Origin of the sequence: Bacillus sp. ISO11 (assembly GCF_003458115.1) — a bacterium.
Classification (GTDB): domain Bacteria; phylum Bacillota; class Bacilli; order Bacillales; family Bacillaceae_G; genus Bacillus_A; species Bacillus_A cereus.
This window is the reverse complement of the sequence record NZ_QXCO01000041.1, coordinates 23,414-36,338: the sequence shown is the minus strand read 5'-3', so window position 1 is coordinate 36,338 and position 12,925 is coordinate 23,414. Positions and strand designations below refer to the sequence as shown.

The window sequence follows — 12,925 nt, the reverse complement described above, 5'->3', positions numbered from 1 at the left end:
TTCTTACAGAAGGATAATGAATTATCATTTGTATAATTAATAGAAGTAAAATAAAATAATAATTATAGGTAATAAAGAGAAGTATTATTATAATCTTCAATAGGAGAGGTAAATTTGAAATATGGATAATAAAAATGAAAAAGAAAATTTATCTATTATAAATAAACATAGTGAATATATAGATACATATGTAGAGAATTTAAGAGATGTAGTTCCATTTCTGTATAACGATAGTTATGTGGATAAATTGGAAGAGAAAATGGAGCTTGCAGAAAAAGAGGGAAAGAGTAAATATACGTATTTAAGTGACCTGGAAGTTATTTATCATTTCGTACATTTACAAAAAGATATGGATGAGAAGAAGAATAGAAAAGAGGATACGAAAAAGAGTTATGTTTCTGAAATCTTGTCATTTTGTCAGTGCATGGTGCAGCATGCAGAAGAATTTGAATTGAATGGGGAAGAGGTACAGAAAAATGACTCTTTATTGAAAACATTGCAACCTTGGCATATTCGTAAATACAATTCTTGGCTGAAACGAGTAGAGAACGGTAGGAATGGTGACACATATGCAGTCGCAACACTTGCAAAGAAAACAGTGCTCATTCGTTCTTTTCTAAAACATCTTCATGCATTTTCTTATATTGAAAAGCCTCTTCATGAAGAACTACAGCGCGCAAATGTAAATGAGCAGGATCGGCCAAATCGGGACCTATCCTATGATGAGGTTATGAAAATTTTAGGGTTTTTTAAAGAAAGAGGACATTTAGTAAACTATACAATTTTACTGGCTCTAGCAAGTACTGGTGCAAGAATTCAAGAATTGTGCACCGCGAGAGTGAAAGATTTACATTACGACGGAAAGTACTGGTTAAAAGTCACTGGAAAAGGGGATAAAGTGCGTGAACTTTTTATTTCGGAACATTTATATCAGTGTATTTGTGAAATGAGGCTGAGAAGAGGATTCCAAACGGTATTGGATAAAGGGGATGAGAGTCCGGTATTTATAAATCAAAGAGGAAATACTTATAACTCTAAAACATTATCGAATCAAGTAACAGATATGATAAAAAAGACAAACTTAGAGTTTCTACTGTATCGTGAAAATCCAGTAACGGCGCATACATTCCGTCATGCTTTCGCAATTATGGCAGTAGAACAAGGTAATGCAGATTTATATCATTTAATGCAAACACTTGGCCATGAAAATATTCAAACGACTAAAATATATTTAGAAAAGCATATGAAGCGTAAAAACAACGTTGGATCTACTTTCGCTGATATGCTGGTTTGAACTTTATATAGTTTATAGGGGGATTTAATTATATATTTTTTACATAATTAAATGATTTATATGTTTGTTTATTAATTGTGAAGAAATATATAATTGGGGAAACAAATAAAATAACGAAATTCATTTTATACAGAAAAAACCAGGATGATTTTAAAAAGTTATCCTGGGTTTTTCTTGAATACACATAATTATTCATATTTCATAAAATTAATTTGAGTTAATTATAAGTTAGCAGAATTTATATCTATTCCAATCTGATAGTGTTAATAACATTATATAATTTGTAGAATTAGTTTATAGAGATTATGAAACTATTTTTCATTGGGTGTATCTAATTGATGATTGATTACTGTGCTGGACCTTTTATTCATAAGTATATAGATCCCACCTATGAATGATAAGATTACTGGATAGAAAATCGCCCAACCACTAAATGAGTATACAAAAATACATATAACTAAAGATAAGAAGGCCATCCACCAACCTATATCTTGAACTTTTAATAACTTAAGAGCAGCTAGCATTGTAAAAATATACGAGGTAATAAAAATTACACTAGGGCCTTTTAGAAGCATCTCTAAATTTGGTCGTGCTATACCATAAAAAATTAAAATACAACTAAAAATTCCGCCTAAAACTAGTAAAACCCTAGTTGGAGTTTGGAATTTAGAATGTAATTTAGCAAAGAAGGAAGGGAAATGTCCTTCTCTAGCTTGGGCGTAAATCATTCTTGAAAAACCTGCAATGTTAGCATGTACAGCACTAAACGAAATGAAAATTGCTAAAATAGTGGTTATATATGTACCTATTGGTCCTAATCCTTTTGATATTAGAATGCTAAGGGAAGCTATCTGGTTCTTATCACCATATGAGTGAGTCCCTATTGTTACAAAAGATATTGCAATGTACATAATTGAGATGCAAATTGCCCCTAAAAATAGACTAATGGAAATATCTTTAGCAGGTCTTTTAAACTCTTCAGCTAATGGGGTTATCATCTCCCATCCTACAAATGAGAAAAAGATAATTACAGAAGAAGCTCCAACAGAAGACCATCCGTTTGGTACAAAAGGTGTAAAAGAACTTAATTTTACATAGGGGATAGAAACGACAACAGCCACAATTATTAGAAGTGAAATTATACAAATGACAAACACACTTATTTTTGATGATAACTCAATTCCTTTAATATGTAAGAGTAAAGAAGTAATCAAAATTACTGCCGCGATGCCTATAACTCCTACATTACTTATTGGAAAAACATAACCAATATAATGGGCACCTGTTAAAGCGATAATAGGTAATCCAATAGGAATAGATCCTAACATAATCCATCCTAGGATTGCACTCGTATTTGCATTAAATGCCATTTGAACATAAGCTGTAATTCCTCCTGCACTAGGACTCATTTTAGCAAGATGCGCCAGAGTTGCGACAATGGGAAAAGCTAATATAGACATGATAACCCAAGATAAAAGCGAAGCTGGTCCAGCGCTATTTGCAGTAATTGAGGGCAATATAAGAATTCCACAACCCAACACAGCCCCTATGGTTAATGCAGTTCCTTGTACCCAAGTAATTGAACGTTTCAATGATTGTTGTGTCAAGATACTCAGCCTCTCTTTCGTTAATTGATATCAATTATATAAAGTTTTAAAAAAAGATAACATGCTATAATTTATGTATTAATTATAATTTTCTTAAAAAATTTAAGAATTATTAATTGTATTCTTAATTAATCAAGGGGAGATACATTAATGGATCAAACAGATTTAAAGATTCTTTCACATCTTCAGGAAAATGCACGTTTAAGTATGGTTGAAATAGGAAAGCTGGTAGGTTTGAGTTCCCCCTCTGTTACAGAGCGAGTCAGAAGACTAGAGGAACAGGGTGTCATTATAAGTTATCGTACGATTGTTAATCCGAAAGAATTAAAAAAACATATTACCGCGTTTGTTTTAATGGAACCAAGAGATTGCAACAAATATAAAAAATTTGCAATGGAACATCCAGATGTAGTCGAATGCCATCGTATTGCCGGTTTATACAGTTATCTAACAAAGGTAGTGACAGAATCAGTACATACACTCGAAGACTATATTAATTTGTGCTTAGAGTATGGAAAGCCTACAACCTTAATAGTGCTTTCTTCTCCAGTAGAACATAAATCACTTTTTACAGAGAGTGAAAAACCTTAATTACATATGAGAGATTATTTTAAATAAAAGCGTGTAATACTTTTGGAATAGCTAAAAAGATCTGCTCAATTGCAATTGATAATGATTTAATTATTGAAACGTCTGGTCCTAATGATGAAGTAATTAAGTTGTTATCTTCTTTAACAATTGACAAAGAAGGCTTAAGTTATGGATTTGAATTGTTAGAAGAAAGTATTTCTATTATTATAAAAGAGTAGCTGGGTAATGAATAAAAATATCACCAAATTAGGTAAGAAGAATACTTAGGGATATTGTGAAATCCAAAGGATTAGATTATTTCAAAGTGAAGAAAATAAATAAGAATTTTTACTTATCATCTTGCATTTTACTATACGTAAATGTCTATGAAAAGGAGTCATATTTTTTATATTTAGAAGTTCCATTACATGTAAAATCGTTATTTAGTAAGAGTTAAGGAGTACTTGTCCAGAGCACTCCTTAATTCTTACAACACCTATAAGGGTATATGAGTTCTTTGAGTAAACATGTTTTTAAAATAAAATCCATATTTAACGATAAATTTGTAAAGCATCTTGAGAAGAAGATGCTTTGAAGGTGAATATTATCTTATTCTAAAAGATAAATGTTGTGAAATGATAAAAATTTAAATTATATATTTGATATAGCCATAGACTAAGGTTTCGGCACTAGCTTTTCTTTCACTTGAATATATTACTAAGTCATATATAATATGCTTATATACTTGAAAGTGAGGGAGAGAATGGCATACAGCAAGGCGCAAAATGAAGCCACAAAAAACTATAAAAAACGTAATCCAGAACAAGCGAAATACCTCAATTATAAAACTATGGCTAGAAGTTTCATCAAGAATTTAGCCACACAAGAAGATTTGGATATGCTAAAAGAATTAATGGCAGAAAAAGAGGAGAATGACCGTGCTAGAAAATAAATTAGGTATCAAAAATCAGTTGGAATTGAATCGAGTGGAAGAACGACTATCAAAAATGAAAGCCAAAGATTTATATGATTCAGGAGAAATAAACCACATAGAAGTTGGCACATTTAAGGGTCTTTCTGACATTCATAATTATCTATTTGAAGATATTTATTTCTTTGCTGGAAAGATCCGAAAGGTTAACATAGCGAAGGGAAACTTTCGATTTGCTCCTGTTATGTATCTAAGCCATTCACTAGAACATATAAACAATATGCCACAAACAACCTTTGATGAAATCGTTGAAAAGTATGTTGAAATGAACATTGCTCATCCTTTTAGAGAAGGAAACGGTAGAGCGACTAGAATATGGTTAGATTTAATCTTTAAGAATGAAATTCAACAGGTGGTTGACTGGAATAGGATTGATAAAGAAGATTATTTACTGGCAATGGAACGCAGCCCGATTAAAGATATTGAAATTAAGCATTTACTCAAAAATGCCCTAGTAGATAAAATTAATAGCCGTGAAGTATTCATGAAAGGCATTGATATTAGTTACTATTATGAGGGATATACTGAATATGATATAGAGGATTTATAAATAAAAAAGGGCTGAAATTGCCCTTTTTTATTTGCGTTTTGAAGAGGATTTTTCATATAAAAGTAGAACAAGTACAAAAGCCAATCCTAGCTATGGATATGGAGAAAAAAGAACATATAATGTAGAACTAACAGTTAAAGATAGTAGAGGAAAAGAAAGTAAAGAACAAATAAAAGTTACTGTAAAAAAGACTCGCAAACAGGTGGATTGCTTGAAGAAGAGAAGATACTCAGGTTTAATAAGCTTGTAAAAGGAAATATGATTAATCCTGATCAAACAGATGTTTATACGTTTGATGTTACAGTTCCAAAAGAAGTAGATATCTCCGTGGTAAATAAAATATTGGAATGACATGGGTGTTTTATCATGAATAAGACATGTGAAATTATTTAGCTTGTGGTGAATATGAAGGAAATACTATAAAGGAAAATATCATTTGAATGTGTATAAATTTGATGGTAAAAATGGTGGATATTCATTATTAGTAAAATGAATTTATTTTTAACATGTATACTACAGTTTTTTTGTAGGGGGGGCCTGTCACTATAGGCTCCTCTTACTTTGTTATTTATACATTAGAACCATCTTATTGAACTACTTACCACTTAACGTCCTAACGGACTGTTGAAGTGGGAGATTCCTGCGAACACCGATGTATCCACCAGTTATCTTAGCAGGCTCTACCCGCAGTCCCTACGGTGAGAACATAAGTATCTTGTACGCTGACTCACCACACTACCTACTTTAGCTTTGTTTTCGCAATTTAGAGAAGCGTGGGGCGATAGAACGTTGAAGTTTTTACGGTTGCAACGTTTTTCTGCAACCAACCTCATATCTTCAGTTTTCGAAGAGCAATCTGTACAAGTAAATGATAGCAAATATGTTGGCTTATGCCAACCGACATTCATCTCCCACCTAAAATTGGGGTTTTGAAGAAGGAGTCTTCTGTCAGAAAACGATAAAAAACAAATATCCGCTTTAATAAAGCTAATATTCAACGTGGAGAATCCAAGTGCTTATAAAGAATACTTAGCTAACTGTTCACCCCAAGAAGATAATTTTGTTTCAATAAATCCTGCCTTTTTATATACAAATTTAGCTGAAAGATTTTCAGGAGCATATCCAATCATAATTAAAGGGATACTTGTATAGTTATCTTGTCTAATCTCATCAATAACCAGATATATAGCTTGTTTACCTATACCTTTCCCTTGAAATTTACCATCAATCATAAGTCTATAAATCCAATAATTATTATCATCAGGATCTATTCCAAACATAGTAAATCCTATCATTTTTTCATCAAGATAAATACCTTTTGCGTAGAAATGATCTAGAAATTGAACTTCTGCGATAGAATAGAGGTTGGATGCAATAAATGTTTGCTGTTCTTCTTTAACAGACAGTCTAATTGCTTCTTCCCAATTACTTTTGTCAATAGGCTTTAAATAAATTTTCTTCAATTTGATACTCTCCTTCTAATATTGAAGAGGAACCACGTAGTTTATGGGCTAGTAAAACGTTATCCTCTTGTTTTTTTGCCCAATCAAATAAAAATATTTTCTCATCGACATCGCCTCCTTAAAGTTAAAATCACGTCATTATATTCAATATAGTTATATTCTTTATCTATAAATTCTTTTCCTACTGAACAAATCCTATTACTTTAGCTAATTAATTCAAGGTATATGCTAAAAAATATCGGTAGAATTTCTTTACTTACAATTCTATTTCACTTTCAATAAAGTGTGACGTTTTTTCGTTTTGAGGAAGAATATAATTCTTAATTTGTTAGCATTGCCATCAACCTATTATTATAGGGATCTCTTTTCTATTTACTTATATTTTCATTGTTACTGAACTTTAATCCATTAGAAGTTTGTTTATATCTCAGGTTGCCTCGTGTGAAAATAAGAATAAGCAAAGCAATAAACCCCAGACCTATCACTACAAATGTACCTGTATTCTTTAAAACAGCGTTGGTGGAATGAGTTTGTACCAAGCTAAACGTATTTACACTTGCATGAACTAGCATGACAATAAATACGTTACCGTGATTACAGTTATAAATCCAAGTGAGAATGATTGAGATCGGCAAACACAATAAAATAAAAATTAGCAAGTGAATATATAGGAGAGAAAGGTCAGAACCCGTTCCACCCCTTTGGGCAGCCGTTAAGAAATGTGGAAGATGCCAAAAAGTCTACAAAACACTAAGTAGTAATGTAGCTTTTAACGGTCCAAATTTTGATTGTAATCTAGGCAGAGCGAAACCACGCCATCCAATTTCCTCCGGTAAAGGTCCACCGAGAAAGAAAATTGCTACAAAAGAGATGAGATAGGTTATAAAAAATTCAAAATTAAGGTCACGGAAAGTATGTATCTCTCCATTTAATATCACCATACCTAGAAACATTGCAGTGGGGATAACGATGAGGGTAAACAAGTACCACTTCAAACCGACTTTAGTAGATAGGATGCTTTTTCTAACTTTTTTCCATGACTCTTTGCCTTCAAGGGTTCGAAACATGATATACGCTGCTAACATAGGGCCTACAAATGCATTAGCAAAAAAGAAAATATCAAATGCCTTTGTTTTAGGAAAAGTACCCCATTGCGATAAGATAAATGGAATTAATACAACCCAAGAGAATAAATATGCCATTACAAAAAATGAAGTTAACGGATAGGATTCCAAATACCCTCTCAGACCTATTAATGAATTTTTTGATTTTGTTAAATGCTTCAACACAATCACCTCTCCATTTATAAAATACCGTATATGTGCTAATTCTACATATTTTCATAAAGAACCTTTTTGACGTAGTAGAGTTGAGTTTTTTGTAAGAAAGGAGCGATACATTACCAAAGAAATGGAGAAATTTCTATAACAGTTTCCTTCATTTTCGTGTCTATCTTGAATGCATCTGGGGGAGCATCTCATGCCTATCAAATTAAGAACATAGACAAGATGAACTTCGTCTTTTAAAACTAAAATATTCTTAATGCAGAGGTACACTCAAACAAATGTGATTATTAGTGCTTCACTAACATGATTTGTTGAACCCTCAATATAGAGGCATACTAGGTTATGATGTTTTTCCGTAACAAATATTGTTAAAAGTTTTTAGGTTTAGAGAGAGTTATAGAGGGTATACATACATTATAAAGAGTTGGTTAGAGATAAACTTTATAGTGAATTGGTCTATAAAACTTACATTCTTACTTTAAATAAAAAGGGGGGAGTATATATGAGTAAAAGGTTAATAAATAAGAGGATTCTATTTATTTTGTGAACGAGGAGCGTGTGAAAAATGAAAAATATGAAACGTAAGCTTGGAACCTTTGCACTTACAATGACTGGGATTGGTTCGATTTTAGGGTCTGGCTGGTTATTTGGTGCATGGAAGGCCGCCAAAATATCAGGAGGGGCTGCTATCTTTTCTTGGGTCTTAGGAATGATTGTAATATTATTTATTGCCTTACCATATAGCGAGTTAGGAGCCATGATTCCAGAGGCTGGCGGAATGGTAAAATATACACAATACTCACATGGAGATTTTGTAGGATTTATTGCTGCATGGGCTAATTGGATAGCTATTGTCTCAGTTATCCCGGTTGAAGCGATAGCGTCAATACAATATATGAGTTCATGGCCTTGGGAGTGGGCAAGTTGGGCCAAGGATTTAGTAGACAATGGGATGTTGACTTCCAAAGGTCTTGCAGCGGCTTCTTTACTTATAATCATATATTTCTTTTTAAATTATTGGACAGTTAGTCTATTTGCAAAAGTTAATTCATTAATTACTATATTTAAAATTATAATTCCTGGTCTTACAATTGGTGCATTGCTATTTGTTGGATTTCATGGAGAGAACTTTACTAGTCATCAGGATTTTCATGTATCTAATTGGTCAAATGTATTAACTGCTATGGCAACATCTGGTGTTATTTTTGCATTCAATGGTTTTCAAAGCCCAATTAATATGGCTGGTGAAGCAAAGAACCCAGGGAAATCTATTCCTCGGGCAGTTGTAGGATCCATTTTAATTGCAACTGTAATATATGTATTATTACAAATTGCTTTTATCGGTGCTGTAAACCCCAATATGTTAATTAACGGATGGTCGAATTTAAATTTCAATTCACCATTTGCTGATTTAGCGATAGCACTAAATATTAATTGGTTAGTTATTGTATTATATTTAGATGCTTTTGTATCTCCTTCTGGTACAGGTACTACTTATATGGCAACCACGTCACGCATGCTATACGGAATGGAGAAGAATGGATATTTCCCTAAAGTTTTTGGGAAATTACATCCTATATATGGTGTGCCTAGATTTGCCATGATGTTTAATTTAATGATTTGTTTTGTTTTTTTATTTTTATTTAAAGGATGGGGTATTTTAGCTGAAGTTATTTCAGTAGCGACATTAATTTCATATGTTACTGGACCTATAACAGTAATGACTCTGAGAAAAACAGCGCCTAATTTCCATCGTCCTTTCTATATAAGAGGATTAAATATTTTTGCACCTTTAGGGTTCATTTTTGCATCATTAACATTATATTGGGCAAGATGGCCATTAACAGGAGAAGTAATGTTTATTATACTTATGGGCTTACCTATATATTTTTATTATCAATTAAAAACAAAATGGGTTGGATTTAAGAAGAATTTTTTAGCTGGATTATGGATTGTGGGGTATTTATTATTTATGATTTGTATATCGTACATTGGAAGTGAAAGATTTGGTGGATTAAATATTATAACTTATGGATGGGATATGGTACTGATTTCAATTGTTGCATTTCTATTTTATAGATGGGCTATAAATAGCGGATTTAAAACAAAAGATCTAAAAGTAGCAAAGAAGATTAATCAGAAAATTAGTTAAATAATATACATAAATTAGAAAAGTAGATTTATTTTAGACTTTTTTGTGATTAACGTGTCTTATACTGTACTTGTATAACAAAAATATATTGAAAAACACTAAAAAAGAAGAGAAGAAGTTTTAGCTAAAAATAAGAAAAATAATAATCTGTCAAAACCAAGATTAAATGAGCAGCCACGCAGGACCTTATGGACAACATATGTATGGTGTGGAGTAGGATTAATTTTTGCAGGAATTTACTTTTTGGGGATAACACTGGGGATTGCAGCTTTCTTCTATGCAGAAAGGACACACGGGTACTGTAAACACTGTCAGAGTGGGACATAGAGTACCACCAAAAACGAAATTTCGTTCTAATTTACAATGAAAAATTCATCTTGCTTTGTTTAGCTCGACAGATATTCGGTCTCACTACATTGCTATCAAGTTAAGAAATACATTCTTCCCCAAAAGGAAAAAATAAGTTGCCCTCTATCAGAAACACAAAATTTTCATCCTGGGGGTTTTATAAAATTATTAAGTTGATAATCATGGGGTACCATCAGAAAAATGCGGGTTTACAACGCTATGCCCATTTTTAAGACGCTTCCTTCATTTTTAAAAACGTTAATTTAGTGGCTTTAAGGAATCTAATGATACTATATTATCCATATTAAAAAGGTATGCTCCTAATAAATTGATATGTTTCCCTCTAAAGGTGACTATAGATAGCTATCGAAAGGGAACAAATAATGATTTCTTATCATTAGAATTATAGGAAATGAAATAAGACCGCTCCTAATTATAGGAACGGTTATAAATTTATCATGTGCTGGAGGTCAATCCGAATGGCATGGACTACCGTCTCTAAACAGTATGGACATGAAATTTGACGAGTATACGTAAGAATAGTGGAAGCCGTAACGAATTATTAGTTCGTGGTACTGAAAGTGTAATTGATCAAATGAAATATAAAATCGCATAAGAGTTTGATATACAACTTGGTGCAGACGCAACCGCTCGTCCAAACGGACTGTTGGTGGTGAAATTACAAAACGTCTAATATCAATGGCTGAGGAACAACTTGTCGGTCGATTCACTCGCTAATTATATAGTGTATGGATTAGAAGGAGAGATTATAATCTCTCCTTTTTTAATGTGAAAAATTTATGCTCAAATTGTTTTCAAGGAATTTTAAGTAAAAGTACAAACTACTCTTCTAGATAGAAAGAGCTGAGCTAATAGTTAGAGATTCATCATTTTGATGAGGACATACTTAATAATAAAAAGCAGTTAGCAAAAGCTAACTGCCATAAGAACATTACATAAATAGTAGTTTTTAAAAATTATTCAATTTTATTTTCAAATCTGTACAGTCTTTTCTTTCATCATACTCAATGTAAGCTATGTGACCATCGGGGCGAATTAAAATGACATCAATATTTTTTAATTGATAATCCTGTATTTCTCCTACAACCACCTTTGTGTGCGAATCAATGTTTATTTTATCTATTTCTTCTTTATAAGAAGGATGTATTAATAAAATATATTTACCATCTTGCATCAATTCAAAGAGTTTATAAGTTTTCTTATTTTGAGAAGAAATAGTAAGATTTGTACATCTTTTCCCTATTAATGGATGCTTTTCTTTCGTATGCATAGAGGAATATATAACCCCTAAGCCACTTACTCTTTCAGCTAAATCTTTATTCATCTCTGGGTATGTGAGTAAATGCGAGAATAACTCTCTTAATTCTATACCTGCATTTGAAAAGTTTATCATTAATTGTTCTTGTGCTTGTACATCCTTTAAAAATTGTTTTCCCACAGCATGTCGTTCAAAATGATAACTTTCTAATAGGCTTTCATATTTTTTTTGTTTTATAGCGAGTCCCAATTTCCACCCTAAATTAAAAGCATCTTGTAAACCTATATTCAAACCTTGTCCTCCTGCAGGGAAATGAATATGCGCTGCATCACCTGCCAAGAATACACGCTTATGTTGATAAGTATTTGCTAGTTTGGTTGCATTTCCAAAACGAGAAAGCCATATTGAGCTATTAATTTGAACATGTTCACCTGTAATACTATAAATACTATCGATAAGCTCTTTTTCTGTGACAGCAACATGAACAGGTATTGTCTGATTCTTAGGATCTACAATTGCAAAACGAAATACATTAGGTGCAATAGGTACCATTATTATTAACCCATTTATATTAGATGTAGAAAAAAATGGGTTATCTGGTACATCTTCTAAAATGACATCGCCTAATATAGCTGTAGTTGTTGTATCTGTTCCATTAAAAGGTATATGTGATAACTCACGAACTACGCTTCTTGCGCCATCAGCGCCTACTACATATTGAAGTTCTATTTTATATATTGTTTCTGCTTGTTCTATTTCTAGTTGTACGAATGTTTCATACTGTTTTATATCTTTTAATGTATGACCACGTTTAATATCTACACCTAATTCTAACGCACGCTCTTCTAATATTTCTTCTGTAATGGATTGGGGAATAAAAAGCGTATATGGAAAATCAGTATCTAAATTTTTAAAGTTTAATCTTGTATCTAGGGCAGCAAAATGGCTTGTATCTGATTTCTTCCCTCTAGATAAAAATCGATTTTCAATACCTCTCATAGCCATTAATTCTAAGGAGCGAGGGTGAAGTGTGAGTGCTCTAGAATTTCTTATCCGATTTAATCTTCTCTCTACAACGACAACTTTTACACCTTGAATAGCTAATTCACATGCTGTCATAAGTCCAACCGGACCACCGCCAACTACCGCTACATCATAATAATTTTCCATGTCATGCCCTCCATTTTTTTATTTAATTAAGAGCTAATACAAGAATTTGCACAATGGATTTGTAAACGATATCTATTGTGCAAATATAATTATACCTCATTTTAGTTTCCTTGGAAACTAAAATGAGGTAACTTGAGATTTTCCCCATATCAAAGATTCGATATGAAGGTTAATTGAATTCAATATGAGAAAGATAATAGGGTAATCTATTTTGA

Annotated in this window: 8 protein-coding genes and 4 pseudogenes; 8 read left to right on the top strand and 4 right to left on the bottom strand. The window is 32.2% G+C overall.

Annotation, left to right across the window (positions count from 1 at the left end):
• Positions 1-121: 121 nt before the first annotated feature.
• A complete protein-coding gene (locus D1166_RS27550) occupies positions 122-1,294 on the top strand; it encodes a tyrosine-type recombinase/integrase (protein WP_000369036.1) in 1,173 nt (390 codons plus the stop codon).
• 311 nt (positions 1,295-1,605) lie between these two features.
• On the opposite strand, the gene D1166_RS27545 is transcribed toward D1166_RS27550, so the two are convergent.
• Positions 1,606-2,901, bottom strand: coding sequence for an APC family permease (locus D1166_RS27545; protein ID WP_065230033.1), 1,296 nt, complete (start codon positions 2,899-2,901; stop codon positions 1,606-1,608).
• 150 nt (positions 2,902-3,051) lie between these two features.
• Here D1166_RS27545 and D1166_RS27540 point away from each other — a divergent pair, with 150 nt between their 5' ends.
• The 5 genes and pseudogenes from D1166_RS27540 to D1166_RS32220 all read left to right on the top strand — a co-directional run.
• On the top strand, positions 3,052-3,492 hold the full coding sequence (locus D1166_RS27540) for an Lrp/AsnC family transcriptional regulator (RefSeq protein WP_000372879.1): 441 nt from the start codon (positions 3,052-3,054) through the stop codon (positions 3,490-3,492).
• Positions 3,493-3,521: 29 nt separating this feature from the next.
• Positions 3,522-3,710 (top strand): annotated as a pseudogene (locus D1166_RS32225) (diaminobutyrate--2-oxoglutarate transaminase); the annotation flags it as partial.
• 524 nt (positions 3,711-4,234) lie between these two features.
• Entirely contained in the window at positions 4,235-4,423 is a 189-nt protein-coding gene (locus tag D1166_RS27530; protein ID WP_000331756.1) for a hypothetical protein, read from the top strand.
• Positions 4,404-5,012 carry a protein adenylyltransferase Fic gene (gene fic / locus D1166_RS27525; RefSeq protein WP_065230032.1) on the top strand — a complete coding sequence of 203 codons (609 nt, stop codon included), beginning with the start codon at positions 4,404-4,406 and terminating at the stop codon, positions 5,010-5,012. Before D1166_RS27530 ends, fic begins: the two co-directional genes overlap by 20 nt.
• Positions 5,013-5,079: 67 nt before the next feature.
• Positions 5,080-5,505, top strand: a pseudogene (locus D1166_RS32220) (collagenase); the annotation flags it as partial.
• A gap of 523 nt (positions 5,506-6,028) precedes the next feature.
• On the opposite strand, the gene D1166_RS27510 reads toward D1166_RS32220, so the two are convergent.
• Both D1166_RS27510 and D1166_RS27505 read right to left on the bottom strand, forming a co-directional pair.
• Positions 6,029-6,475, bottom strand: a complete 447-nt coding sequence (locus D1166_RS27510; protein WP_000725630.1) for a GNAT family N-acetyltransferase — start codon at positions 6,473-6,475, stop codon at positions 6,029-6,031.
• A 368-nt stretch (positions 6,476-6,843) separates the two neighbouring features.
• Positions 6,844-7,761, bottom strand: a pseudogene (locus tag D1166_RS27505) (CPBP family intramembrane glutamic endopeptidase).
• A 565-nt stretch (positions 7,762-8,326) separates the two neighbouring features.
• On the opposite strand from D1166_RS27505, the gene D1166_RS27495 reads away from it, so the two are divergent.
• On the top strand, positions 8,327-9,913 hold the full coding sequence (locus D1166_RS27495) for an APC family permease (protein ID WP_065230031.1): 1,587 nt from the start codon (positions 8,327-8,329) through the stop codon (positions 9,911-9,913).
• 877 nt (positions 9,914-10,790) lie between these two features.
• Positions 10,791-10,999, top strand: a pseudogene (locus tag D1166_RS27490) (alpha/beta-type small acid-soluble spore protein).
• A gap of 232 nt (positions 11,000-11,231) precedes the next feature.
• On the opposite strand, the gene D1166_RS27485 reads toward D1166_RS27490, so the two are convergent.
• Positions 11,232-12,710: an FAD-dependent oxidoreductase gene (locus D1166_RS27485; protein WP_065230030.1), complete on the bottom strand. Its 1,479-nt coding sequence runs from the start codon at positions 12,708-12,710 to the stop codon at positions 11,232-11,234.
• Between the last annotated feature and the right edge of the window lie 215 nt (positions 12,711-12,925).

Coding starts and splice junctions, on each gene's coding strand:
- D1166_RS27485 (WP_065230030.1), bottom strand. CDS start 12,710: ATGGAAAATTATTATGATGTAGCGGTAGTTGGCGGTGGTCCGGTTGGA.
- fic (WP_065230032.1), top strand. CDS start 4,404: ATGACCGTGCTAGAAAATAAATTAGGTATCAAAAATCAGTTGGAATTG.
- D1166_RS27495 (WP_065230031.1), top strand. CDS start 8,327: ATGAAAAATATGAAACGTAAGCTTGGAACCTTTGCACTTACAATGACT.
- D1166_RS27550 (WP_000369036.1), top strand. CDS start 122: ATGGATAATAAAAATGAAAAAGAAAATTTATCTATTATAAATAAACAT.
- D1166_RS27530 (WP_000331756.1), top strand. CDS start 4,235: ATGGCATACAGCAAGGCGCAAAATGAAGCCACAAAAAACTATAAAAAA.
- D1166_RS27540 (WP_000372879.1), top strand. CDS start 3,052: ATGGATCAAACAGATTTAAAGATTCTTTCACATCTTCAGGAAAATGCA.